This is a genomic window from Neorhizobium tomejilense (assembly GCF_964254135.1).
GTDB classification, from domain to species: Bacteria; Pseudomonadota; Alphaproteobacteria; order Rhizobiales; family Rhizobiaceae; genus Neorhizobium; species Neorhizobium tomejilense.
In genome coordinates this window covers 3,345,986-3,370,049 of record NZ_CAXUSO020000001.1, presented here as the reverse complement: position 1 = coordinate 3,370,049, position 24,064 = coordinate 3,345,986, and the positions used below count along the sequence as shown (strand labels likewise).

22 protein-coding genes are annotated in these 24,064 nt (G+C 62.1%); 14 read left to right on the top strand and 8 right to left on the bottom strand.

Annotated features, from left to right (window positions below; genetic code table 11):
- Window positions 1-107 precede the first annotated feature (107 nt).
- The 8 genes from ACSQ3G_RS16780 to ACSQ3G_RS16745 form a co-directional block, all read right to left on the bottom strand.
- Window positions 108-1,619, bottom strand: coding sequence for a UbiD family decarboxylase (locus ACSQ3G_RS16780; protein ID WP_436110840.1), 1,512 nt, complete (start codon window positions 1,617-1,619; stop codon window positions 108-110).
- Between the two features lie 72 nt (window positions 1,620-1,691).
- Window positions 1,692-2,750, bottom strand: coding sequence for an ABC transporter ATP-binding protein (locus ACSQ3G_RS16775; RefSeq protein WP_436110839.1), 1,059 nt, complete (start codon window positions 2,748-2,750; stop codon window positions 1,692-1,694).
- Window positions 2,751-2,777: 27 nt separating this feature from the next.
- Complete coding sequence (locus ACSQ3G_RS16770; RefSeq protein ID WP_046634738.1) at window positions 2,778-3,599, bottom strand: carbohydrate ABC transporter permease; 822 nt, start codon at window positions 3,597-3,599, stop codon at window positions 2,778-2,780.
- Between the two features lie 29 nt (window positions 3,600-3,628).
- Complete coding sequence (locus tag ACSQ3G_RS16765; protein ID WP_436110838.1) at window positions 3,629-4,564, bottom strand: carbohydrate ABC transporter permease; 936 nt, start codon at window positions 4,562-4,564, stop codon at window positions 3,629-3,631.
- Window positions 4,564-5,895, bottom strand: a complete 1,332-nt coding sequence (locus tag ACSQ3G_RS16760; protein ID WP_046666286.1) for an ABC transporter substrate-binding protein — start codon at window positions 5,893-5,895, stop codon at window positions 4,564-4,566. The genes ACSQ3G_RS16765 and ACSQ3G_RS16760 overlap by 1 nt, the downstream gene beginning before the upstream one ends.
- Window positions 5,896-5,946: 51 nt before the next feature.
- Window positions 5,947-6,627: a GntR family transcriptional regulator gene (locus tag ACSQ3G_RS16755; protein ID WP_436110837.1), complete on the bottom strand. Its 681-nt coding sequence runs from the start codon at window positions 6,625-6,627 to the stop codon at window positions 5,947-5,949.
- Window positions 6,628-6,632: 5 nt separating this feature from the next.
- On the bottom strand, window positions 6,633-7,511 hold the full coding sequence (locus ACSQ3G_RS16750; RefSeq protein WP_436110836.1) for a dihydrodipicolinate synthase family protein: 879 nt from the start codon (window positions 7,509-7,511) through the stop codon (window positions 6,633-6,635).
- A gap of 160 nt (window positions 7,512-7,671) precedes the next feature.
- On the bottom strand, window positions 7,672-8,421 hold the full coding sequence (locus ACSQ3G_RS16745) for a hypothetical protein (protein ID WP_436110835.1): 750 nt from the start codon (window positions 8,419-8,421) through the stop codon (window positions 7,672-7,674).
- A gap of 252 nt (window positions 8,422-8,673) precedes the next feature.
- Between ACSQ3G_RS16745 and ACSQ3G_RS16740 the strand changes: the two genes are divergently transcribed.
- The 14 genes from ACSQ3G_RS16740 (at window position 8,674) to ACSQ3G_RS16675 (ending at window position 23,335) form a co-directional block, all read left to right on the top strand.
- On the top strand, window positions 8,674-9,573 hold the full coding sequence (locus ACSQ3G_RS16740) for a dihydrodipicolinate synthase family protein (RefSeq protein ID WP_436110834.1): 900 nt from the start codon (window positions 8,674-8,676) through the stop codon (window positions 9,571-9,573).
- Window positions 9,574-9,604: 31 nt separating this feature from the next.
- A complete protein-coding gene (locus ACSQ3G_RS16735; protein ID WP_436110833.1) occupies window positions 9,605-10,288 on the top strand; it encodes a GntR family transcriptional regulator in 684 nt (227 codons plus the stop codon).
- Window positions 10,289-10,490: 202 nt separating this feature from the next.
- Complete coding sequence (locus tag ACSQ3G_RS16730) at window positions 10,491-11,585, top strand: ABC transporter ATP-binding protein (protein ID WP_436110832.1); 1,095 nt, start codon at window positions 10,491-10,493, stop codon at window positions 11,583-11,585.
- Window positions 11,586-11,616: 31 nt separating this feature from the next.
- Window positions 11,617-12,918, top strand: coding sequence for an extracellular solute-binding protein (locus ACSQ3G_RS16725; protein WP_046602070.1), 1,302 nt, complete (start codon window positions 11,617-11,619; stop codon window positions 12,916-12,918).
- A 10-nt stretch (window positions 12,919-12,928) separates the two neighbouring features.
- Window positions 12,929-13,831: a carbohydrate ABC transporter permease gene (locus tag ACSQ3G_RS16720; RefSeq protein WP_436110831.1), complete on the top strand. Its 903-nt coding sequence runs from the start codon at window positions 12,929-12,931 to the stop codon at window positions 13,829-13,831.
- Window positions 13,828-14,760: a carbohydrate ABC transporter permease gene (locus ACSQ3G_RS16715; protein WP_436110830.1), complete on the top strand. Its 933-nt coding sequence runs from the start codon at window positions 13,828-13,830 to the stop codon at window positions 14,758-14,760. The genes ACSQ3G_RS16720 and ACSQ3G_RS16715 overlap by 4 nt, the downstream gene beginning before the upstream one ends.
- Before the next feature lie 50 nt (window positions 14,761-14,810).
- Entirely contained in the window at window positions 14,811-15,923 is a 1,113-nt protein-coding gene (locus ACSQ3G_RS16710) for a sialidase family protein (RefSeq protein WP_436110829.1), read from the top strand.
- Between the two features lie 366 nt (window positions 15,924-16,289).
- Window positions 16,290-17,894: an ABC transporter substrate-binding protein gene (locus ACSQ3G_RS16705; RefSeq protein WP_436110828.1), complete on the top strand. Its 1,605-nt coding sequence runs from the start codon at window positions 16,290-16,292 to the stop codon at window positions 17,892-17,894.
- A gap of 73 nt (window positions 17,895-17,967) precedes the next feature.
- On the top strand, window positions 17,968-18,984 hold the full coding sequence (locus tag ACSQ3G_RS16700; protein ID WP_046634007.1) for an ABC transporter permease: 1,017 nt from the start codon (window positions 17,968-17,970) through the stop codon (window positions 18,982-18,984).
- 22 nt (window positions 18,985-19,006) lie between these two features.
- Window positions 19,007-19,891: an ABC transporter permease gene (locus ACSQ3G_RS16695; RefSeq protein ID WP_407668912.1), complete on the top strand. Its 885-nt coding sequence runs from the start codon at window positions 19,007-19,009 to the stop codon at window positions 19,889-19,891.
- 10 nt (window positions 19,892-19,901) lie between these two features.
- Window positions 19,902-20,759, top strand: a complete 858-nt coding sequence (locus ACSQ3G_RS16690) for an ABC transporter ATP-binding protein (RefSeq protein ID WP_436110827.1) — start codon at window positions 19,902-19,904, stop codon at window positions 20,757-20,759.
- Entirely contained in the window at window positions 20,756-21,514 is a 759-nt protein-coding gene (locus ACSQ3G_RS16685; RefSeq protein ID WP_436110826.1) for an ABC transporter ATP-binding protein, read from the top strand. The genes ACSQ3G_RS16690 and ACSQ3G_RS16685 overlap by 4 nt, the downstream gene beginning before the upstream one ends.
- Before the next feature lie 31 nt (window positions 21,515-21,545).
- Entirely contained in the window at window positions 21,546-22,280 is a 735-nt protein-coding gene (locus ACSQ3G_RS16680; RefSeq protein WP_436110825.1) for a FadR/GntR family transcriptional regulator, read from the top strand.
- Window positions 22,277-23,335: a dienelactone hydrolase family protein gene (locus ACSQ3G_RS16675; RefSeq protein ID WP_436110824.1), complete on the top strand. Its 1,059-nt coding sequence runs from the start codon at window positions 22,277-22,279 to the stop codon at window positions 23,333-23,335. Before ACSQ3G_RS16680 ends, ACSQ3G_RS16675 begins: the two co-directional genes overlap by 4 nt.
- Window positions 23,336-24,064: the final 729 nt, after the last annotated feature.

Below are 24,064 nucleotides of genomic sequence, written 5' to 3'. Positions count from 1 at the left end.
TCGTCGATGATGATTTCGGGGGTCGATGATGGTTTCAGGATTGTACTGGCGTCGGCATCATTGGCCGGCGGATAGCTTTTGCGGCTCGGCGCTCCGCAAATGATTTGTCATGGCAAGGCCTGGTCGAGGCCGAGCGATGCCCATATCCGGTCGACCTTCTTGATGATTTCGGGGGACATTTCGAGAACCCGGCCCCATTCCCGAGTCGTCTCGGAACCGATCTTGGTCGTGGCATCCAGCCCAAGCTTGCCGCCGAGGCCCGGCCGCGGAGAGGCGAAGTCGAGGTAGTCGATCGGCGTGTTGTCGACGACCATGAGGTCGCGGCCGGCATCGAAACGGGTGGAAATCGCCCACATGATATCCGGCCAGCTGCGGACATCGATGTCGGGATCGACCACGATGATCAGCTTGGTGTAGCTGAACTGCGGCAGCATGGACCAGAGGCCCATCATGATCCGTCGGGCATGGCCGGGATAACGTTTGTCGATCGACACCACCATGGTTCGATAGGAACAGGCCTCCGGTGGCAGCCAAAGATCCCTGATCTCCGGGAACTGGCGCCTGACCAGCGGGATGAAGATCTCGTTCATGGCTTCGCCCAGCCTGGACGGCTCATCCGGCGGTCGTCCGGTATAGGTGGAGAGATAAACCGGATTGCGGCGCATCGTGATCGCCGAAAGGGAAAGCACCGGGAAGCTCTCGACGGCGTTGTAATAGCCGGTGTGATCGCCATAAGGTCCCTCGTCCGCCATCTCCGTAGCGGAAATCGTGCCCTCGAGGACGATCTCGGCCTCCGCGGGAACGGGGAGCGGTACGGAAAACGCGGGCGCAACCGCCTGACGCCTGCCTTTCAGGACGCCGGCAAAATTCAGTTCGCTCATTTTGTCCGGCAGCGGCATGACGGCCGCGAGGATTGTCGCCGGGTCGGCGCCGACAACCACCGCCACCGGCATGTCCCGGCCGAGCGCCTGCCACATCCTGTGGTGCCTTGCGCCTCCACGATGAGCGAGCCAGCGGATGATCAGCCGGTCCTTACCGAGCTTCTGCATCCGGTAGACGCCGACATTGACATCCGCCGGATCGTCCGGCGCCTGGGTGATCGCCAGCGGCCAGGTCACGAGGGGGGCGGGCTCGCCGGGCCAGCAGGACTGGATCGGCAGCCGGTCGAGATCGATATCGGCGCCTTGCCAGACGATCTCCTGACACGACGGGTGCGAGACCGAGCGGGGGTTCAGCGAGAGCGCCGCCCTCAGCTGCGGAAGTTTTCGCCATGCTTCGAGCATCGATCTCGGTGGTCGCGGCTCGCGCAACTCGCTCAGGAAATCGGCAAGCCCCGTTATGCCGCCGGCTCCGAGCCCAAGGCCCCACTCTATTCTCTCGCGGGTTCCGAACAGGTTGGCGACGAGCGGGATTGCCAGGGTATTGCCGCGGGCATCGACCGGCTTTTCGAAGAGCAGCGCCGGCCCTTGCTCCACAAGGACACGTCGATGGATCTCGGTGATCTCATGTATCAGCGAAACGGGCTGCGAAATCCGCTTCAGCCGCCCCCTGCTTTCCAGAAGGGCTAAGAAGTCCTGGAGATTGCCGTAGTGGCGGGGAATTGTGGCATCTGCTTTCATGCCCCCAGATTGAGAAGAAAGAAGCTGCTGTCTTTGCGCTTGCGCAAATGGATAGACGCCGCCAGCTCTCGCTCAGAGCCTGTGGCCCGTCACCTTGTCGAAGAGGTGAACCTGCTTCGCGTCGATCGAGATACCGACCGTGTCGCCGAACCTGACATCGATGCGCTCGCGGAAAAGGCAGGAGAGCTGCTCGCCGCCGCAATCGAGCTTGGCAAAGATTTCCGAGCCGGTGCCTTCGACGATCGCCGCGCGGCCCTGGATGCCCTGGTCGCTGGCGCGGATGTGCTCGGGCCGGATGCCGTAGACGAGCGGGCGGCCGCCCGCCTTGGCCGGCGAGACTTCGGCCGGAAGCGGCAGGATCATTCCCTTTTCGGTGCGGAAAACGCCTTCTTCGATCTTGCCGTCCAAAAAGTTCATGGCCGGCGAGCCGATGAAGCCGGCAACGAAGAGGTTGGCTGGCCGGTCGTAGAGTTCCAGCGGAGCGCCGACCTGCTCGATATTGCCGTCATGCAATACGACGATCTTGTCTGCCATGGTCATGGCTTCGATCTGGTCGTGCGTCACGTAGATCGTCGTCGTGCCGATGCGCTGGTGCATGGCCTTGATCTCGCTGCGCATCACCACGCGCAGTTTCGCGTCGAGGTTCGAGAGGGGTTCGTCGAAGAGAAACACCTGGGGATTGCGGACGATCGCCCGGCCCATGGCGACGCGCTGGCGCTGGCCGCCGGAAAGCTGGCGAGGGTAGCGTTGAAGCAGGTTTTCCAGGCCGAGGATCGCGGCCGCCTTCTTCACACGCTCTGCGGTATCGGCGGGGTTCGCACGCTTGAGCTTCAGCGCGAAGCCCATGTTGTCCTCCACTGTCATATGCGGATAGAGCGCGTAATTCTGGAACACCATGGCAATGTCGCGGTCGCGGGCCGGCAGGTTGCTAACCTCGCGGGCGCCGATGCGGATCTCGCCGCCGCTGACCTCTTCGAGGCCGGCGACCATGCGCAGCAGCGTGGACTTGCCGCAGCCCGACGGGCCGACGAGAACCACGAACTCCCCGTCGGCGATATCGACGCTGAGGTCCTGGATGACGTTGACCGCGCCGAAGCGCTTCTGGATGTTGTGAAGGGTGACGGTTGCCATGAAATTCGATCCTGTTTGTGAGCCTGCTCAGCCGCCCTTGACCGCGCCGGCCGTCAGGCCTGCGACGATCTGCTTCTGGGCGAACAGGGTGAGTACCAACACGGGGAGGGTAACGATCAGCGCGGCCGCGGCGAGCGGTCCCCAGCTGACCTGTTCGAAGGAGAGCATGTTGTAGACGGCCACGGGCAGCGTTCGCGTGGTGCGGCTTGCAAGCACGATGCCGAAGACGAAGTTGTTCCAAGAGAAGATGAGCGCCAGGATGAAGGCGACGACGATGCCGGGCTTGGCGATCGGCAGAGCCACGAGGCGGAACACCTGCCAGGGCGTCGCGCCGTCGATGCTGGCAGCCTCCTCGAGTTCCATCGGTGTCGTCTCGAAATAACCGATCATGATCCACACGACGATCGGCACGGTGACGACCAGGTGGATGATGATCTGCGGCCAGAGCGTGCCGAGCAGGTTCAGCCATTGGAAGAGCAGGAAGAGCGGAATGAGAAAGGAAAGGCCGGGCGTCATGCGGGCGATCATGATGACCATCGCTGCCTTGTCCGCCTTCAACCGTGCGATGCCGTATCCCGCCGGCACGCCGATGATGAGCGCCAGCAGCGTCGCGGCCCCCGTCACCAGCACGGAATTCCAGAAATACAGGAAGAAATTGTTCTCGCGGAACACCTGCACATAATTCGACCAGGCGAAGTTTTCTGGGATGAGGATCGGTGGATAGGCACCGTTGTCGATCTCGTACTTGAGCGACAGCGAGATCATCCAGAGGAAGAACAGCACGACCGGCGACACCATGACGAGGGCCGCGAACAGGAGGCCGATGCGATCGAGCGTCTTGCGTCTGATGAGGGGGCGTTTGGTGAGGGCGTGTTCCATCAGCGCGTCTCCATGTCCGACCAGTTCGTCCGCGCGCGGACCATCATCAGCAGGAAAGAAAGCGCGACGATGATCACGAAGAAGACGACCGCCATCGCCGAGCCGTAGCCGATGTCGTAATAGGCGAAGGCGGTGTTGTAGAGGTAGATATTGATCGTCTCGGAAGCCGTGCCCGGCCCCCCTTGCGTCATCGCGTAGATGATGTCGAAGCTCTTGATTGCGTCGATCGAGCGGATGATGACGCCGATCATCAGAAAGGGCGCGATCATCGGAAGCGTCAGGTAGCGGAATTTCTGCCAGGCGTTGGCGCCGTCGATCTCTGCGCTCTCATAGGGTTCGCGGGGAAGTGCGGCGAGGCCGCCGAGCACGATCAGCATGATCAGCGGCGTCCATTGCCAAGTCTCGACGAGGACCAGCGAGGGAATGACGCTGTAGCGGTTATAGATCCATTCCTGCGGGCCGATGCCGACCAGCGACAGCAGATAGTTGAGGACGCCAAGCTGGGGATGGTACATCATGGTCCAGACGAGTGCGATGGCGACCGGGGTCGCCATCATCGGCATGACGAAGACGCCGCGAAGGAAACCTCTCCCCGGAAATTGAGCATCGAAGATAAGTGCTGCGAGCGTGCCGAGAAACAGCGGTGCCACGACCGCCAGCACCGTGAAGATCAGCGTGTGCCAGAGCGATTCCCAGAAGCGGAAATCGGTCGCCAGCCGGATGTAGTTGTCCAGCCCGGAGAAGGTCTGCTCCTGTCCCAGCGTCCAGCTGTTCACGCTCATCCACAGGGTGAAAACCCACGGGAAGACGATGACCGCGCCGATGACGATGAGGGCGGGAACGACGAAAGGCCAGTAGTTGGGAGCAAGCCTGCTCGGCTTGCTCCTCTTGTTACCGGTTTCCGTCCGTGCTGTTTCGATGCTCACGGAGGCCATTATCCCTCGCTCTTGGCAAGGACCGGTTCGAACTGCGCCGTTGCCGTCTTGAGCTCCGTCGCCGGGTCGGCACCGCCGATCATGTTGGTGAGACCGACGCCGTAGATGTCGCGGAATTCCGTGACCGGGATGATGACCGGCAGCGCAAGCTGCGACACCTTGCCGGAAGCGGCGACCGCATCCACCCATGCGCTGGGCATGGTGACGCCCTTGCGGACTTCCGCATCGGCAAGGATCGACTGGCGGAAGGGAACGCCGGCGCCGGCCTGCAGCAGGCGTGCGCCCATCTCCTTCGAGATGACCCACTGGCAGAACAGATAGGCGGCTTCCTTCTTCTGGCTGCCGGCGGTGACGCCGATGCCATCGCCGAAGGTGGCGGCCGCCTGCGCCTTCGGTCCCTTCGGCATGACGCCGTAACCGACCTTGCCGACGACACGGGACTTCTGCGGGTCTTCGAGCGGCGGAGCAAATCCGACGCCATCCAGCCACATGCCGACCTTGCCCTGCAGGAAGGCAGACTGGGCTTCCGCCCAGTTGAAGCCGGAGATGCCGGCCGGGGCCGACTTGGTCATCAGGCGCTGGTAAAGCTTGGCGGCTTCGACGGCCTCGTCAGAGGTCGTGCGCAGCTTGCCGTCAGGCCCAAGCGCCGTCGCGCCGTAGCCGAGCATCAGCGCCGTCCACACCGGAACGTTGGCGTTCTTCAGGCCGCGGGCGACGAAGCCGTAGGTATTGGTGGTCTTGTCGGTCAGCGCTTCCGCTGCCGCTGCCATTTCATCGAAGGTCTTCGGATAGGCGAGGCCCTTCTTCTCGAAGAGTTCCTTGTTCCAGTAGACGATCCAGTAGTCGACCGAGAAGGGCAGGGAGCGCAGCTTGCCGTCCTTGTCCTTGGCAAAGGTGAGGCCGGCTTCGGCGAAATCGCTTTCGCTCAGCGACGGGTCAGTGAGCGTCGGATCCTTCAGGAAGCCGCTGATATCGGCAAGCCAGCCGCCCTTTTCGAACTGGCGCTTCTGGACGTGGTAGCTCAGGTGGATGACGTCGAAGCTCGGCTTGCCGGACGAGAGCTCGATCGTCGCTTTCTGGCGCTGCTGCTGTTCCGGGGTCGCTTCGGCATTGACCTTGATGCCGGTCAGCGCCTCGAACTCGGCCAGATACTTGATGATCGTATCGCCGCGCGGACTTTTGACGAGGTTCACTTCCAGCGTGGTGCCGGCGAAGCGCTTCCAGTCGACGGCGGCCGAGGCCGGGCGCGAACCGACCAAACCGGCAGCGCCGAGCGCGGCCGAACCGGCCAGGAAGCTGCGGCGGGTGGGCTTCCAGAACGAAGATGACATGCTATTCCCTCCTCCTAATGTGCCGGATACCCTTGTCTCCGGCTGCTTTTTCTAAAGTCTGATCGCGCGATCCCTCGCGTGATTGATATGGGCGACGAGTGCTGCGACCGCTTCCTCCACGGAGCGTCGCTCGATCGCTTCGAGCACCTTCAGATGCTCGTTCATGACGGGGCCAACCCGGCCGTCGATGCGGAACCGCTCCTGCCTGATCAGCCGCATCTTGATGGAATTCACCCGGTAGACGTTCGAAATGATGGTGTTGCCGAGCGCGTCGATAAAGGCGTCGTGCATGCCCCAGTCGACCGCCTGCGCATGGAGTTCCAGCTCGCGGCTGTCGTTGCCGCCCTGGATCGCCTGAACGATGTCGCGATGCTCTTGCAAAAGCCTGGCGATCGCCTGGTCCGGGGCCGATTGGGTGAACAGTGCAACGGCTTCCTTTTCCAGGAAGAGGCGAAGCTGGAAGGCTTCACGGATGAGGTTGAGGTCAATATGGGCGATCTGCAGGCCGCGCTGCGGTACTGTCTTGATCAGTCCCTCGGTCTCCAGCCGCGGCACGAGTTCGCGGATTGCGCCCAGCGTCAGGCCCGTCAATTCCACCAGCCGGCGTTGCGAGACGAACTGGCCCGGGCGAACGTCACGCGCCAGAAGGTGGCGCGTGAAGCTCTCGTAAGCCTTCTCCCTCAGCGTTGGCTGCTCCTCGACCGGATTTTCCGTGGGGCGCGCCTGATCCATGGTCTTCAGGCCGCCTTCGAACGGAACAGGGTGTCGAAGGCCGACGCCAACAGGCGCTGACCCTCGTCGGTGATCGAAAGAAGCGGCGGCCGCACCGTCAGCCACGACGGATTGTTGGAAAGATGGGCGATCATCACCTTCACGGCCGGAATGACGGGATATTTCAGCAATTCCACAACGAGATCGACGACCCGCTGATCGTCTTCGCCATCCACGGCCATGCGCCGAACTTCGCGCGGGGCGAAATTTGCGACGCCGGAGATCGCGCCCTGTCCGCCGAGACGCACTCCCTGGGCCAGATGCCGCTCGTCGCCGATCAGGATGATGAGGTCGCCATGTTCCTTGAGCAGCTTTTCGGTAAAAGCCCACTCGCCCCCGGAATCCTTCACCCCTGTGACAATGCCGGGAAATGCCTGGCGAAGCCGGCCAATCAGCGCGTGGCTCAGCGGCACCATCGTGACCGATGGGATATGGTAGACGATGATGTCGCGGGCCTTGTCGCCCAAAAGGGCGAAGACCGTGGAGAACCAGCCGAACAGGCCCTCGTCGCTGACATTCTTGAAATAGGAGGGCGGGGCGAGAAGAATGTTGCGCGCACCTGCCGATAGAGCGTGTGCGGCCTGTTCTGCGGCGTCCCCGGCTGCGTCGACGAGAACACCCGCAACGATCTGGCGCGGCGCGATGCCGCCCGAAATCATGGCGGCGAGGACCTTTTCCCGTTCGCTATTGCCGATCGAGGCGCCTTCACCGGTCGTGCCGAAGACCGTGACGCTGTCGCAGCCGGCATCGAGGCTGCGGCGAGCTTGGGTGACCATCGCGTCGAGCACGATCTTGCCGTCTTTGTCAAAAGGGGTCGCGAGTGCGACGGAGAGCCCGAAACGCATATTGGTTTATTTATCCTCCCAGTGTTGTTCCAACATTTGCATACTGACATGTTAGAAATCAAGTAAGTAATTTGATAGGAGTTGAGGGGTGAGCCTTGGCTACTGTTCGTTAGTGGGTTTCGAGAGATGTTCGGTCATCGCCACATCCCTCGAGGTCGTGTCAGCTCAGGTCGAGGACGAACCGTTGTCCGCCCATGTTCACTTCGATCCTGCCCGGTTCCGCGACCGGGATCAGTCCGCATAACGTGCCCGTCGTCGTCACCTGTCCGGCCTTGAGCATGGAAAAGGAGGAGAGTTGTTTCTGGTTCGCCAGCACGACCATGGTCTTCAGCGGGTCGCCGTCGGAATGCACTGCGGGCTTGTCGAATCCTGACTGTCCGTCGATGAAAACCGACAGCTGACCGATCGATGCGCCTTCGTCGAGCAGGCTCCGGTCCAGCGGCGGGCCGAGAACATAACCGACATTGCTCATCATGTCGGCGGCGGCGAGGGCCGGATCGCCCCGGGAGCCGCCCTGGTAACGGCTGCGGAGAAGCTCCACGCCGATCCGCACCGAGCCGATCGCGTCGACGATATCCTGGCGGGTCACTTCGCCGTCGCGGGCCACGACATCCTTGTCGAGCACGAAGGCCAGTTCCACTTCCAGCGAGATGCCCGGCTGATGGGGATGGCTGGTTTCTTCGTCGACGGACAGAAGCGGTGCGCTCTGGCAGAAATCACCCTTCAGGGTCAGCTTGGCGCCCTTGAACGGCTGGCCGAGCGCGCGAAACACGTCTGTCTGCACCGCATACGCATCCGCCAGCGGCAGCCCGAGAAAGGGCTCCGGATCAAGCGCGGTCCTCGACAGGATGGCATTGCGAATGGCACTCGCGAGGCGGGCGGGGAGGGTGTCGGCAGGCATGTCCGGCATAGGTTCAGTTTCCTTGGTTTGAGGTGGAAGCCCAGGGGCATTCGCAATTAGTACCAATAGCCGAGCTTTCAAGCATCCCAATAAAATCAATGGATTTTGCACGCTTCAAAATATGCCGACGGCAGTCGCGCATCCGTTCCTCCATCGCCAATCCCCAAGCGCAACATGCCGCAGCGGGCGGCTGATGTAAATATATATTTGACGACTGATACCTACACTGATTATATCAGTCCTATAACGAGGAACCTGTTCATGTCGAATGCAGCGCTGAAGGGCATTGTTGCCGCCTCCGTCACGCCGGTGACGGCCGAATTCCGTATCGATGCCCTCCGGCTGAAGGCGCACATCGACCGTCTCCTGGCAAATGGCTGCAGCTTCATTTCCACGTTCGGCACGACGGGCGAGGGCGCATCCTTTTCGACCGTTCAGAAGCTCGAAGCTCTCAAAACGCTGAAGGCGGGTGGGGTGGATATGGGCCGTCAGATGCCGGCGATCATGACAGCGAGTTTCGACGACGCGGTGATCTCGCTGATCGCCTATGGAAAACTCGGCTGTCGCGCCGCGCTCGTCCTGCCGCCCTTCTATTACGGAGCGAGCGAGGACGGTATCGCGGCTTTCTTCGATGCGCTGATCGAGCAGACCAGGACGCATACGGAAATCGATCTCGTGCTCTACAACATCCCGCAGTTCAGCCGCGTCCGTTTCACGCAGCCGCTGGTCGCGGCCCTGATGCGCAGGCATGGCAGCCGCATCGCCGGGATCAAGGATTCGACCGGAGATCTCGAAAACGGCCTGATGCTGGTGAAGTCCTTCTCGGGGCTTGCCGTCTTTACGGGCGACGACCGGGTTCTGCCGACGCTCATCAAGGCTGGAGGCGCCGGCATGATCGGCGGCATGCCGAACGTCTTTGCCAGCGATCTGAGGGCGCTTTACGACAATCCCGACGATGCGGGCATTCTGGAGAAGCAGTCGCGGCGCATCGAGGCAGTGGATGCCTACGGATCGCTCGTTGCCCTCAAGGCGGCTCTTGCCCATTATCGCAACGACGAAAGTCTAGCATATGCGGTGCCGCCTCTGGTTGCTCTCAATCAGCGCGATCGTGCTATGCTCATTGAATTGTTTGAGCGGACGGGTTATCGCGCCGCTGCTTGACCCGCCCGGTATCGCCGGCGATAGGAGACAGATGAGCGCACGTACTGCACCGCCCGGCACCGAACAGCCAGAACTTCGCTCGGTCAAACAGATCGCCTATGAGCGGTTTCGCGAGGCGCTGTTCGATGGCCGGCTGCGGCCGGGTCAGTTCGTGTCCCAGCGGGAGCTCGTCGCTCTCCTTGGCCTATCAATCGGCGCTCTGCGCGAGCTGTTGCCGCGTCTGCAATATGAAGGCCTGCTGGTGGTCATGCCGCAGCGAGGCATCCAGATTACCCAGATCGATCTCTCGATCATCCGCCAGGCTTTCCAGGTGCGTATGGCGCTGGAACGCGAGGCGGTGCTGACGGCCGTCAGGCGGATGCCCGACGCTATCCTCGACGAACAGGCCAGGCTTCACCAGTCGATCCTCGACGAGGTCCGCAATGCTCCCTCGCGGGATGTCTTCGAGCGCGGCCAGAAGGTCGACGACGGATTTCACAACCTTCTCGTCGACTCGACCCAGAACGATCTGCTGATCCAGGCCTACGCGGTCAACGCGATCCGCATGCGGCTCATCAAGCTCGACAGGATCAGCCTTTCCGAGCAGGTCCTGCCGCCGGCCTTTGCCGATCATCTGGCGATCATCGACGCCATCAAATCCCGCGATCCGCATGCGGCAGGCGATGCCATCGACCGCCACATCATGCATGCCCGCGAGCGTGCGATCGAGCTCTGACGGGCGGCGGCCCGGTATTTAAATCCTATAGGTCGTTTCCAGGGGCTCCACGCTCCCGGTGACGCTCTTGATGTATAACTGATCATATCAGTTTGCATAGAAGTTATCGAACAACCTGTTTACAGGTCCGGTTTTTTGTTGCATGGTGAAGCTGTCAGGCATCTGACGCTTTGGGAGAAGCAATTCAGGGGAGGGCCGAGCTTTGGCGCGTCTGGAGCTATCCAACGTTTCGAAAAGCTACGGGGCGTTCGACGCCATCACGGACGTATCGCTTGCCATCGAGGACGGAGAATTCGCGGTTTTCGTCGGCCCGTCCGGTTGCGGCAAGTCCACCTTGCTGCGCCTGATCGCGGGGCTCGATCCGATCAGCGACGGCGCGATCAGAATTGGCCCGGACGACGTGACCCGCCGGCCGGCCGGCACGCGGAGTGTGGCGATGGTCTTTCAGTCCTACGCGCTCTATCCGCATATGAGCGTCTACGACAACATCGCCTTTCCGCTGCAGATGGAGCGCCGTTCGAAGGGCGACATCCGCCAGCAGGTCGAGAAGGCCGCCGGCACCGTGCAGCTTTCCACCCGGCTGAAGGACAAGCCGTCGAAGCTTTCAGGCGGCCAGCGGCAGCGCGTCGCGATCGCCCGAGCGATCGTCCGCAAGCCGAAAATATTTCTGATGGACGAGCCGCTTTCCAATCTCGACGCGGCATTGCGCATCGAGATGCGCACCGAGCTCACCCAACTCCATAAGGAGCTCGGCGCCACCATGGTCTACGTCACCCACGACCAGCTGGAGGCCATGACCATGGCCGACCGGATCGTGGTGCTGAACGGCGGCCGCGTCGAGCAGGTCGGGAAACCGATGGATCTCTATCACAAGCCGGTAAACCGTTTCGTCGCCGGCTTCATCGGCAGCCCGCCGATGAATATGTTGCGTGGCAAGGTGAAGGCGATCGAGAGCGAATATTATTCCTTCGAAGCCAACGGCATCGGGACGATCGTGATCGACGGACTGGCAAAGCGCCTCAAGATCGGCGAGGAGGTCGTCCTCGGAATTCGTCCGGAATTCCTGGCGCCGCATCCGGCCGGTAGCGAGCCGCTGGTGAAGATCGGCGCCGTGCCGCGGTCGGTCGAGAGGCTGGGTGCCCAGACGATCGTTCACAGCGCTATCGAGGGTCAGAATTTCACCTGCGTGTTTGCCGGCGACCAGGTCGTCGAACCGGGCCGGGCGCTGAACGTCTATTGCGATGCGGCGAATATCCACGTCTTTGACGCTGCAGGGATTACGGTCAGCAGAAACTAAATCGTCGTCGATAAATCGGGAGGAGTTTACGATGAAGAATGATGTCATGCATGCCATGAGGCCTACACGCCGTGCATTTCTGTCGGGCACCGCTGCCGGTCTCGCCAGCCTGCCGATCCTGATGTCGGCTTCCGGCCGCGCGCTTGCGGCCGACCAGCAACTGGTTTTCTGGTCTCAGCTCGCAGGCAGCAAGAAGGCCGCCGGCGAAGCGCTCGAAGCCGCTTTCAAGACCGCCCATGCGGAAGTCGCGCTGCAGTCGAGCCTTTATGCGGAACCGTCGCAGCTCAATGAAAAGATGCTGACGGCGATCAACGGCAATACCGGCCCGGACCTGATCGTTCAGCATTGGGACTACAATCTCACCTATGCTTCAGGCAAGAAGCTCGTCGAACTCGGCAAGGCGCTGCCGAGTGTGAAGACGGCGGATCTCGACCCCTCGCTGCTCGCCTACGGCCGTGTCGACGGCGGTCAGTATTCCATGCCGCTCTACGGCACTTCGCGCGGTCTTGGCATCAATCGCAAGCTCATCAGCGAAGCGGGCCTCAATCCGGACAAGGGGCCGCAGAACTGGGCCGAACTTCGCGAATGGGCAAAGGCCGTCACCAAGCGCCCCGGCGGCGGCATGCTGCAGGTGTCCGGCATCCAGCTCTATCAGAACGACCTCGAGGCCTTCGAACTCTTCACGCTGCTGCTGCAGGGGGCGGGCGGTTCGTTGCTGACGGCGGATCTGTCGGCGCCGGGCTTTGCCGGTCCGGAAGGCGTCAAGGCGCTGACCTTCCTGCAAGATCTCGTCGTCACCGACAAGATCACCGATGCGGGCTTCGGCGTCGGCCCCGGCGGCATGGCCAACCCGTTCAACCAGGGACGCGCCGCGATGCTGATCGCGGGCAACTACTCCACCAATAACGCTCTGAAGGCCGGCGTCGAATTCGACGTCGTTCCCTTCCCGAAGGAGAGCGGCGGGTTCACATCGCTTGTCGATCCCTTTTGCTTCGCCGTCCGGGCAGGCGCACCGAACCAGGAAGCGGCCCTCAAGCTCGTCGAGTTTGCGATGTCGCCGGAACAGCAAATCGCCTTCGCGGTGGCCAGCAAGAACGTGCCGGCCCTGAAGTCCGCCCAGCAGAACAAGGACGTTCAGGCCGACCCCTACCTCTCCAAGTTCATCAAGACCGCGAGCTACGCCCCGCCGACCGCGCCGGCAACGCCGGTATTCCCCCGCATGATGTCGCTCGTCGCACGCGGCGTTCAGGAAGTCATTTTCCAGAAGAACACGCCCGACAAGGCGCTGAAGGCGGCCGCGGACGAAGTGCAGACATTGCTGAAAAAGGGCTGAGGAGCGGGTGATGGCGCTTCAGAACTCGACATCCAGGCCGATCAAAACGGTCAGTTTTCATCAGAACTGGAGCGCCTACGCATTCCTCGCACCGGCGCTCGTCATCCTCTTCCTGTCGCTGCTGCTGCCGGCGGTGGCGACGCTGTTGATGAGCTTTACCGACGTCTCGTTCCTGAAGCCGACGAGTTTCGTCGGCTTCGACAATTACATCAAGCTTTTCAATGACACCCGCTTCCAGCAGGCGGTCGGCAATACGATCCACTATACGATCGGCGTAACCTTCCCGACCATGGTGCTCGGCCTGCTGGCCGCGGTCGCGCTCAATCAAAAAGTGCCGGGGCGCATCGCTTTCCGGACGATCTTCTACCTGCCGGTCCTGACCTCGTTGATCGCGGCCGCTGTCGTGTGGGCCTATGTCTACGAGCCCTATGCCGGGCCGCTGAACGGTGTCCTGACCCGGGTCGGCCTGCCGCCGCAGCCGTGGCTTCAGAACCCCAGCCTTGCAATGAATTCGCTGATCATCATGGCGATCTGGCGCGACTTCGGCACTGCGATGATCATCTATCTGGCGGGTCTTCAGGATATCCCGAACGACCTCTACGAAGCTGCGCGCCTCGATGGGGCGAAGGGCAAGGACATCTTCCTGCGCATCACCGTGCCGATGCTGAGTTCCGTCACCTTCTACCTGCTGATCATCCTGATCGTGCAGACCTTCCAGGTGTTCGGCGCGATCTACGTGATGACCCAGGGCGGGCCGCTCGGCTCGACGGAAACCGTCGTTTACCAGATGTACCAGACGGCCTTCGGTTATACCGAGTTCGGTTATAGCGCGGCCATGTCGACCATACTCTTCCTGACCATCCTGGTGTTCTCGATCATCGGGACCCGGATCATGCGGAGGAAAGACGCATGACCGACCTTGCACAGCCCGCCGCGATGGAACGACAGATCACGGCCCGCCGCCGTGGCCGGGAATTCCCGCGCTTCGACGTGATGAACGTCATCGGCTACCTGCTGCTGCTGTTTGCAGCGCTCGCCACAGTGATGCCTTTCCTCTGGATGGTCTCGACCTCGTTCAAGGGCGACCAGGAAATCTTCCGGTTTCCGCCGAGTTTCGTTCCGGACGGCCTGCGATGGCAGAACTACCTTGATGCTATGGCCTCGCCGGATGCCGGCCGGCAGCTGGTGAACAGCCTGATCTACGCGCTGGGCTCGACGGTTTCGAACCTAATCTTCTGCTCGCTCGCAGGTTACGCGCTTGCCCGCATGCAGTTTTCCGGCCGCAACCTGATCTTCGCGCTTGTCGTCGGCTTGCTGATGGTGCCGGCCCAGAGCCAGATCGTCCCCGTCTTCCTGATCGTCCAGAAGATCCCCTTTGCCGGCGGCAACGACTGGCTCGGCAATGGCGGCACCGGCCTTCTCAATACCTATTGGGGCATGATCCTGCCGACTGCGGCGACACCTTTCGGCATTTTCATGATGCGGCAGTTCTTCACCCGCATCCCGATGGAATACGAGGAATCCGCCAAGCTCGACGGTGCGTCGCCGTTCACGATCTTCCGGCGCATCCTGCTGCCGCTGGCCCGTCCGTCGCTCGCCGTGCTCGGCGTCTTGAGCTTTCAGAGTGCCTGGAACGACTTCGTCTGGCCGCTCATCCTCAACTCGCACCGGGAGATGGCAACCCTGCAGATCGGCCTGCAGCTTCTGCAGAGCGGGCCGGATGCACGCTGGAACGTCGTCATGGCGATGGCGACGCTCATAACCCTGCCGGTCATCATCGTCTACCTGCTGGCGCAGCGGCACGTGATCGACGGCGCAGTGACGAGCGGCGTCAAGGGTTGATCGATCAATCAAGAGATGAATGAGCCGCTTCGGCGGCAAGGAGGAAACGCGTGATCAAGCCAGATGCGATCAGGAATGTCGAAGTCTACCGCAAACCGGGCGAATTTGCTGCATGGCCGGCGAATTACGGCCTGTGGCTCTGGGGCGAGGAAGCGGTGACGATTTTCGTCCAGGGTTTCCGCGGCGAGGCGGAAAACCTGCACGCGCGCGACAAGACCCGGCCGTTCATTCCGGTGCAGGCCCGCAGCATGGATGGTGGCGAAACCTGGACGATCGAGCGGTTCAACGCTTTCGTACCCGGCAGCCAGACGCTTTCGGGCGACGAACATGTGCTTCCGGAACTCGAGGCCCAACCGAAGATCGATATCGAACGGGACTTGCGCCCACTCGACCAGCCGATTGATTTCACCGATCCGGAAACGATCGTCATGTGCGCCCGCACCGGCCTGCTGGGTGGTGCGATCAGCTGGTTCTATGTCAGCAACGACCGGGCGAGGACCTGGCGCGGTCCCTACCGGCTCGGCGATTTCGGCCTGCCGGGCATTTCGGCGCGCACCGACATCGTGCCGCTCGGCAAGCATGACGCGCTCTTCCTGTTGAGCGCTGCCAAGCCGAACGGCAAGGAAGGCCAGGTCTTCTGCATTCGCACCCGCGACGGCGGCAAGAGTTTCAGCTTCGAAAGCTTCGTCGGAGACGAGCCGGAGGGCTTTGCGATCATGCCTGCGTCGATCCGGCTGAAGGACGGCAAGGTGCTGACGCTGGTGCGCTGCTCGACGGCAAGCCGCGGCCCGGACCGCAAGGCCTGGATCGAGGCCTATACGTCCGGCGACGAGGGCAGGACCTGGGAACTGATCGGCCGGCCGGTGCCGAATACCGGTTATGCCGGCAATCCGCCCACCCTCAACCGGTTGAAGGACGGCCGGCTGGTGCTTGTGTTCGGTTATCGCGACGCGCCCTACGGCCTGCGTGCCCGGGTGAGTTCCGACGAGGGCAGGACCTGGAGCGGCGACATCGTCATCCGCGACGACGGCGGCATGTCCGATCTCGGTTATCCGCGTACGGTCGTCAGGCCGGACGGGAAGCTGCTGAGCGTCTATTATTACAACTACGGCAGCGATCAGGAGCGCTTCATCGGTGCATCGATCTTCGGCATAGCCGACTGATCAGCCTTGATTGGCTAAGCCCCCGCGGCCGACAGGACAATTGCACATGGGATGCGGGACGGCGCGTGGAGCCCCTCCCCCTTGTGGGGAGGGGACTTCATCCTGCATCAAAACCGCTCCCGCCTGCCGGCCACCCTCCCCACAAGGGGGGTTGCGAATGCCGCGCCGCCATACATCCTCATATGCGATTGCCTCCTCTGCTTCAGAGAGCAGATTCGGAAAACATGTCTGGTGCCTGCTCCAGCCACTGCGTAGCGAGTGGGGAAGGCGGCATTTTGGATTGACAGCTGTCGTAAGACATCATATCTCTTGGATCGCGATTATCTATCTGCCGGGAGGAGACCGGCAATCCAAGGGAGGACGGCCATGACGCCGCTATCGAGAATAATGGGACCGGTATTGCTCGGTTCCGCTCTGTTTTTCCAGCCTGCCTATGCCGAAACCCCACCCAATATGCTGGTCGTCGGCTTCTCGATGACCAATATCCTGACGCTCGATCCCGCCGCCATCACCGGCAAGGAGACCGTACAGGTTCTCACAAACATATATGACAACCTTGTGGCGCTCGATGCCGTCAATCGCGCCCAGGTCAATCCGCAGCTGGCGGAAAGCTGGACGATCGCCGACGACAACGGCTCGATCACCTTCAAGCTGCGCAAGGGGGCGACCTTCGCTTCCGGAAACCCGGTCACTTCGGCGGACGTGGTCTGGTCCTTCAAGCGGTTGATGAAGCTCAACCTGGCGCAGGCGTCATTCCTGAAGACCCACGGCTTCTCTGCGGCCAATGCCGATGCAAGCTTTACCGCTCCGGACGACGGCACGGTCGTCATCAAGCTGCCGAAGAAGGTCGATCCGCAGGTCATCGTGCAGACGCTCGGCATCGTCGGGCCGGGCTCCATCCTCGACATGAAGGCGGTCACGGAGCACGACAAGAACGGCGATATGGGCGCCGCCTGGCTCACCAACAACTCTGCCGGCTCCGGTCCGTTCACGCTCGGCCAATGGCAGTCGAACGAGCGCGTCACGCTCGAGCAGAACGCGAAATACTGGGGCGAGAAACCGGCCATGCGCCGGATCATGATGCGTCATCTGGCTGAATCGCAGAGCCAGCGGCTGATGCTCGAAAAGGGCGATATCGACATCGCCTTCTCCATGTCGGCTGCCGACCTCAAGGCACTCGAGAGCAGCAAGGACGTCAAGATCCAGACGAATGGCGGCAGCGGCTTCTATTATCTGGCCGTTTCCATGAAGGACGAGAAATTCCAGAAGCCGAAGGTTCGCGAGGCGCTTCGTTACCTCATCGACTACCAGGGCCTGAACGACAGCGTGCTGCCCTATTTCGGCAAGCTGCGCGATCGTCCGGTTCCGGCGGGCATTTTCGGCGCCTTGCCGAATGCGGGCTACAAGCTCGACGTCGCGAAGGCCAAGGCGCTGCTTGCCGAGGCCGGTTATCCGAATGGCTTCCCGACCACGCTGCGCGCCATTTCCGACGTGCCGTTCATGAGCCTTGCGACCGCCATCCAGGCGACGCTGGCACAGGCCGGCATCAAGGCCGAGATCGTCACCGGCTCCGGCGACCAGATCTACGGCGCGATGCGCGAACGCAAGTATGAGCTTCTCGTCGGTCGCGGCGGTGGCGGCCAGTTGCCGCATCCGGACTCGAATTTCCGCGCCATCGTCTACAATCCCAACAATGCGGATGAGGCGAAGCTGACGAATTTCCAGGGCTGGCGCACGTCCTTCTATGATGAGAAGATCAACAAGATGGTCGATGATGCTCTCGTCGAAGGCAACAAGGACAAGCAGACCAAGCAGTATCAGGAGATCCAGACCTATTACGCGGATATGGTGCCGGCGATCCAGCCCTTCTCCGAAGTGGTCGACAGTGTCGGCTTCCGGGCCGACATCAAGGGTCTCGAACTGAACCCGTCCTGGTCCACCCAGCTTCGCACCGTCAAGAAAGAACGATAATCGTCGGCAGCCGCGGCGTCGGCCTCCTGGCCTGGCAGCGCCGCGGCATCCGGTACGGTTCTGAGGAAGTCCCATGAACAACGAGCGTCTCACCGCTTTCACGCGGCAGGCCGGCACCATATTGGCAACCCTTCTCGGGTTGCTGATCCTGACCTTCTGCATCGGACGGCTGATGCCTGTCGATCCGGTCCGCGCCATTGTCGGCGAAGAGGCCGACCAGGCCACATACGACACGGTCGCGGAACGGATCGGCGCGAACCTTCCTCTCTACCAGCAGTTCTTTCGCTATGTGAGCGATTTGGCTCACGGCGATTTCGGGACGTCGATCCGGACAGGGCAGCCGGTCATCAACGACATCCTGCATGTCATGCCGGCGACGATCGAGCTTGCGACATTCGCGATCATCGTGGGGGCGGGGCTGGGCATTCCGCTCGGGATACTGGCAGCCGTGCGCCGCAACCGGCCGGTCGACCACATCATCCGGTTCCTCACCCTGATCGGCCATTCCATGCCGATCTTCTGGACCGGCATGATCGGCCTGATCATCTTTTATGCGGCGCTGGATCTGGTCGGCGGCGGCGGCCGCCTGTCGGATTATTATATCGGCCTCGTGCCGGAAACGACCGGCTTCCTGCTGATCGACTCGATCATCGCCGGCGACTGGGAGGTCTTGCGGGATGCGGTCAACCATCTGCTGCTGCCGGCGAGCATCCTCGGCTATTCGTCGATGGCCTATATCACCCGCATGACCCGCAGCTTCATGCTGGACCAGCTGAACCAGGAATACGTTACCACGGCGCGGGTGAAGGGGCTCTCGAAGGGCCGCACCATCTGGCACCACGCATTCGCGAATATCCGGGTGCAGCTGGTGACGATCGTGGCGCTCGCCTATGGCAGCCTGCTGGAAGGAGCGGTCCTCATCGAGACCGTGTTTTCCTGGCCGGGCTTCGGCCAATACATCACCAACAACATGCTGATCGGCGACATGAACGCGGTGATGACCTGCGTGCTGCTGGTCGGTATCATCTTCATTGCGCTCAACCTGCTTTCCGACGCGCTTTACAAGATCTTCGATCCGAGGACGCGGTGACATGGCAGCTCAATCTCTCGACATGCAGGACGTGGCCATGAACGGTACTCGCTCAAACCCAAATTCGGCTTTCCGCCGGCTGCTCGCCGTCATCCGCGAGCTTCTCGGCAACCCGTCTTCGGGCTTCGGCCTCGTCGTCATCACCATCCTGGTCCTGACGGCGATCGTCGCGCCGCTGATCGCGCCCTATGATCCGAATGTCATCGATCTCGGCAACACGCTGAAGCCGCCGAGCGCCGAGCACTGGTTCGGGACCGACGAACTCGGCCGCGACATCATGAGCCGCATCATCTACGGCACGCGCATCAGCCTGACGATCATCACCATCGTGTCGGTCATCGTCGGCCCGATCGGGCTGCTGGTCGGCACGACGGCCGGTTATTTCGGCGGCTGGTACGACACGATCATGATGCGTATCACCGATATCTTCCTGTCCTTCCCGAGCCTCATCCTGTCGCTCGCCTTCGTGGCAGCCCTCGGTGCCGGCCTCGAAAATGCGATCATCGCCATCGGGCTGACCACGTGGCCGCCGATCGCCCGCCTTGCACGCGCCGAAACGCTGACCTTCCGCGGTGCCGACTATATCTCGGCCTCGCGCATGCAGGGGGCATCGGCGCTGCGCATCATCATCAAGTCGATCATGCCGATGTGCCTGCCTTCTGTTCTGGTGCGCATCACGCTTTCGATGGCGACCGTCATCCTGACGGCAGCCGGCCTCGGTTTCCTGGGGCTCGGCGCCCAGCCACCGCTGCCCGAATGGGGGGCGATGATCGCCACCGGCCGGCGCTACATGCTGGACAACTGGTGGCTGGTCGCCTTCCCGGGCGGCGCCATCCTGCTCGTCAGCCTTGCCTTCAACCTTCTCGGCGACGGCCTGCGCGACGCGCTGGATCCGAAACAGCGTTAGGACTCTCCCCATGGATAACAGCCAGGCACTCCTGAAGGTCGAAAATCTCTGCGTCAGCTATCGCAGCGGCAAGACCTACAACACCGTCGTCAAGGGCGTCTCCTTCGATCTCGGCCGCGAGCGGCTCGGTATCGTCGGCGAGTCCGGCTCCGGCAAGTCGACGATCGGCCGCGCGCTTCTGAAGTTGCTGCCGACCGCGAAGATCGAGGCCGACCGCATGGATTTCAGCGGTACCGACCTCATCTCCGCCACCGAAAGGCAGATGCTGACGATCCGCGGCCGACGCATTTCGATGATCCTCCAGGATCCGAAATTCTCGCTCAACCCGGTGCATCGCGTCGGCGACCAGATCGCCGAGGCCTACCGCGTCCACAGCAGGGCATCGGCCCAGGCGGCGAAGCAGAAGACGCTGGAAATGCTGGAAGCGGTGAAGATCCGCGATCCGGAACGGGTGTTCGGCCTTTATCCGCATGAAGTGTCGGGCGGCATGGGCCAGCGCATCATGATCGCCATGATGCTGATCCCCGAGCCGCAGATCATCATCGCCGACGAGCCGACCTCCGCGCTCGACGTCACCGTGCGCATGCAGGTCCTCAACATCCTGAACGAGCTGGTGACCAACAAGGGCATCGGCCTCATCATGATCAGTCACGACCTCAATCTGGTGCGCAATTTCTGCGACCGGGTTATGGTCATGCGCCATGGCGAGGTCGTCGAGGAGCGGGCGGCCAGGGACATGCGCAACTGCACGCATCCCTATACCCAAGGGTTGCTTGCCGCACAGCCGCATATCGGCGGCAGCCGCAAGCCGCTTCCGGTCCTGAACCGCCAAACCATCTCCCCAGAGACCAAAGAGGTGCGCGCATGACCGCCATCGACGTCCGCAACCTCTCGATCGATCTCGGCTACGGTCTGGCAAAGAAGCGCATTCTCGGCGACGTCTGTTTTTCGGTCGAAGCTGGCGAATCCTTCGGGCTTGTCGGCGAGTCCGGTTCCGGCAAATCGACCATCCTGCGCTGCATCGCCCGTCTTCTGAATGTCTGGGAAGGCGATATCCAGCTCGAGGGGCGGTCGGTCAACGACATGCCCTTCGTCGAATATTGCCGCACGGTCCAGATGGTGTTCCAGGATCCCTACGGTTCGCTCCATCCGCGCCAGTCGATCCGCACGGCGCTTCAGGAGCCGCTCCGCATCCATCGCATGGACCGCCAGGTCGAACGCATGGAGCGGGCCCTGATCGATGTCGGTCTCGATCCGGCCTTCCTGTCGCGTTTTCCGCACGAGCTTTCCGGCGGCCAGCGCCAGCGCGTGGCGATCGCACGGGCGCTCATTCTCGAACCGCGCATCCTGCTTCTCGACGAGCCGACCTCGGCGCTCGATGTCTCGGTGCAGGCGGAAGTGCTCAATCTGCTCGCCGATCTGCGTGCAAAACGCAACTTGACCTATCTCTTCGTTTCCCATGATCTTGCGGTGATCGATCATATGTGCGAGCGGCTGGCGGTAATGCAGCATGGTCGCGTGGTCGAGGTGATGAGCCGAGACGTGCTGGCGACAGGTCAGGCCAAGGATCCCTATGCCCGGGAACTGATCCAGGCGAGCCTCGAATACGACCACGCTGTCTGAGTTTCACATCTGAGACGCCATGGAGTGCCCGATGACAGCCGAAGCCCCATCCGCTACCTGGCGCCGCAGGGAGACCCTGAGTTCGCAGGTCGTGCGCACGATCGCCGAGCGTATCAAGCTTGGGGACTATCCGCGCGGGTCGAAGCTTCCGACGGAAAAGGCGCTGATCGACGAACTGGGCGTCAGCCGGACGGTTGTTCGGGAGGCGATCGCCAATCTTCGGGCAAGCGGCCTCGTCTCGATCCATCACGGTATCGGCGTCTTCGTTCGTCAGGATGCGGGTGTGACGCCTTTCCGCCTCGGGGATGAAAACCTGATGCTGGTCGAAAACCTGGTGAAGGGGCTCGAGCTGCGCATCGGCATCGAATCGGAAGCGGCAGCACTTGCCGCCGACCGGCGGACCCAGGCGGATATCCAGGCCATGACCGCGGCCTGCAAGGCGATGGATGTCGCCGTCCGCCGTGCAAGCCGGGACACGCAGGCGGATTTCGATTTCCACCGCGCCGTTGCCACCGCCAGCCATAACGAGCACTTTTTCCGTATCTTCAACTATCTCGGCGAAACCCTGATGCCGCGCATGCGGCTTTCGACCCATGCGGTCGATGACGCGAGCCTCTCCGTGCATCTCGCACGCGTCAATGAAGAACACCGTGCCATCCTCAAGGCAATCGAAGCCCGCGACGTGGAAGGCGCGCGCGGAGCGATGCGCAAGCACCTGGGCGACAGCCGCGACCGGATGCTCGAACGGCTGCGGCAGGAGAAATGATCGACAGCGAGAACATGTCCAGCCTCGCGGCGAGGCTGCGCGACAACCTCTCGTTCGACTGGAATTTCCAGCCGGCGGCGGAAGGCTTTTCCGACTGGAAGGACCGCACACGGAACAAGGTACGGCAGGCACTCGGCGTCGGGCGGATCGCGCCCGCAAGCGCGTCCGTCGTCACGGAGTGGGCTGAAGACGGATGCAGGGCCCAGGAGCTCGAACTCGGCTTTTCGAACGGCGAAACGACGCGAGCCTATCTCCTTCGCCCAGATACAAATGGCGCTACGCCTGCCGCGCTGCTGCTGCACGACCACGGCTCGTTCTTCTCGATCGGCAAGGAGAAGATGATCCGCCGCTCCGGCGAGGTTTCCGAGATCGCAGCGGACACGGATCGATGGGCGGCGAAACTTTACGGCGGCCGGCATGTCGGCAACGAACTCGCCCGGCGCGGTTACACTGTGCTTTGCGCCGATGCGCTCGGCTGGGGCAGCCGGAAAGGCAACGGTTACGAAGCGCAGCAGGCGCTAGCGGCCAATCTCATGCAGTTCGGGGTTTCCTACGCCTCCGTCATCCTGCTCGAAGACCTCGAGGCCATGGCATGGCTTCGCGCGCTGGCCGGCGTCGATGGAAGCCGTGTGGCGAGCTTCGGGTATTCGTTGGGCGGCTCCCGCGCCTGGCAGGCGGCCGCACTTTCGGACGATGCCAGCGCCTGTGTCGCCGGCGGCTGGATGGGGACGCTGCAGGGCCTCATGCAGCCAGGCAACAACCAGCTTCGCGGCCAGTCGGCCTTTTCCATGCTGCATCCGCCGATCGCGGGAAAGATCGATTATCCGCATTTTGCAGGCCTCGCCGCGCCGAAACCGGCACTGATCTTCAGCGGCGCCGAAGACCGGCATTTTCCGGTGCCTGCCGCCTTGGCGGCGCAAGAGCAACTTCATGCGATCTGGGCGGCCGCCGATGCGGAACGCTGCCTCGAAACGAGGCTTTGGCCCGGCGCAGCCCATGCATTTCCGGTTGACCAGCAGGACCATGCGATGGACTGGCTCGATCGGGTGATGTGAGGTGGGTTGGAAGGCAGGTCCTTCGCGAAAAGCGGGGTTGGCTCTGGCCGAGCCTGCTTCCTTCTAAAGGTTCCTGAATGGCCGCGAGAATGCCGCGAGGCACCCCCCTCTGCGCTGCCGGGCATCTCCCCCTCAAGGGAGGAGATCGGCCAGAAGCAAGGTCTTCTCCAGCCAAAAGCCTCGACATTGCCGAATTCCACTCCCCGCAAGCTTCCTGCCGTTGCACAAATCAGAGAGGGACAACTGAGGACGCCTCCTTCGATCTCCCCTTGAGGGGGAGATGTCCGGCAGGACAGAGGGGGGTGCCACACAGCACAATCAATGATTTGGCAAGAAAACTGGCAAAAACAGCCCCTACTTCATCCCCACCTTCCCAGCCCATGCCTACAATCCCCTCGCTTCCGTCGCCGGAGTGTTTCGCGAGACGTTCGCGGGCAGGCGGGAGCCGGCGCTTTCATCGGAACCGTAACGTGCGGGAATGGTGGAAGAGGTGAAAGCCATGGAGGGTGCGTCGCAAGACGACCATTCCTATCAAGCCTCCCCCGGACAGCCATGTCCGGTTCGGTTGAGCCGTGCAAGTGGCAGGCCTGTCCCGAAAGGATGGGCGCGAACAAAGCCACGCAGCGAGGCGAGATGATCAGCTGTAGAGGCCGGAAGCCTCGAAAGAACGCCGAAGGCCACGCGAATGCGGAGCCATACTATTATTTTACTATGAGGTTCCGCATTCGT

What these genes read in the sequence shown, in the direction of transcription:
- ACSQ3G_RS16780 (WP_436110840.1), bottom strand. Translation starts at nt 1,619, where the DNA reads ATGAAAGCAGATGCCACAATTCCCCGCCACTACGGCAATCTCCAGGAC.
- ACSQ3G_RS16740 (WP_436110834.1), top strand. Translation starts at nt 8,674, where the DNA reads ATGTCGAATGCAGCGCTGAAGGGCATTGTTGCCGCCTCCGTCACGCCG.
- ACSQ3G_RS16775 (WP_436110839.1), bottom strand. Translation starts at nt 2,750, where the DNA reads ATGGCAACCGTCACCCTTCACAACATCCAGAAGCGCTTCGGCGCGGTC.
- ACSQ3G_RS16675 (WP_436110824.1), top strand. Translation starts at nt 22,277, where the DNA reads ATGATCGACAGCGAGAACATGTCCAGCCTCGCGGCGAGGCTGCGCGAC.
- ACSQ3G_RS16760 (WP_046666286.1), bottom strand. Translation starts at nt 5,895, where the DNA reads ATGTCATCTTCGTTCTGGAAGCCCACCCGCCGCAGCTTCCTGGCCGGT.
- ACSQ3G_RS16685 (WP_436110826.1), top strand. Translation starts at nt 20,756, where the DNA reads ATGACCGCCATCGACGTCCGCAACCTCTCGATCGATCTCGGCTACGGT.
- ACSQ3G_RS16720 (WP_436110831.1), top strand. Translation starts at nt 12,929, where the DNA reads ATGGCGCTTCAGAACTCGACATCCAGGCCGATCAAAACGGTCAGTTTT.
- ACSQ3G_RS16695 (WP_407668912.1), top strand. Translation starts at nt 19,007, where the DNA reads ATGCAGGACGTGGCCATGAACGGTACTCGCTCAAACCCAAATTCGGCT.
- ACSQ3G_RS16715 (WP_436110830.1), top strand. Translation starts at nt 13,828, where the DNA reads ATGACCGACCTTGCACAGCCCGCCGCGATGGAACGACAGATCACGGCC.
- ACSQ3G_RS16745 (WP_436110835.1), bottom strand. Translation starts at nt 8,421, where the DNA reads ATGCCGGACATGCCTGCCGACACCCTCCCCGCCCGCCTCGCGAGTGCC.
- ACSQ3G_RS16705 (WP_436110828.1), top strand. Translation starts at nt 16,290, where the DNA reads ATGACGCCGCTATCGAGAATAATGGGACCGGTATTGCTCGGTTCCGCT.
- ACSQ3G_RS16690 (WP_436110827.1), top strand. Translation starts at nt 19,902, where the DNA reads ATGGATAACAGCCAGGCACTCCTGAAGGTCGAAAATCTCTGCGTCAGC.
- ACSQ3G_RS16755 (WP_436110837.1), bottom strand. Translation starts at nt 6,627, where the DNA reads ATGGATCAGGCGCGCCCCACGGAAAATCCGGTCGAGGAGCAGCCAACG.
- ACSQ3G_RS16735 (WP_436110833.1), top strand. Translation starts at nt 9,605, where the DNA reads ATGAGCGCACGTACTGCACCGCCCGGCACCGAACAGCCAGAACTTCGC.
- ACSQ3G_RS16725 (WP_046602070.1), top strand. Translation starts at nt 11,617, where the DNA reads ATGAAGAATGATGTCATGCATGCCATGAGGCCTACACGCCGTGCATTT.
- ACSQ3G_RS16750 (WP_436110836.1), bottom strand. Translation starts at nt 7,511, where the DNA reads ATGCGTTTCGGGCTCTCCGTCGCACTCGCGACCCCTTTTGACAAAGAC.
- ACSQ3G_RS16680 (WP_436110825.1), top strand. Translation starts at nt 21,546, where the DNA reads ATGACAGCCGAAGCCCCATCCGCTACCTGGCGCCGCAGGGAGACCCTG.
- ACSQ3G_RS16700 (WP_046634007.1), top strand. Translation starts at nt 17,968, where the DNA reads ATGAACAACGAGCGTCTCACCGCTTTCACGCGGCAGGCCGGCACCATA.
- ACSQ3G_RS16765 (WP_436110838.1), bottom strand. Translation starts at nt 4,564, where the DNA reads ATGGCCTCCGTGAGCATCGAAACAGCACGGACGGAAACCGGTAACAAG.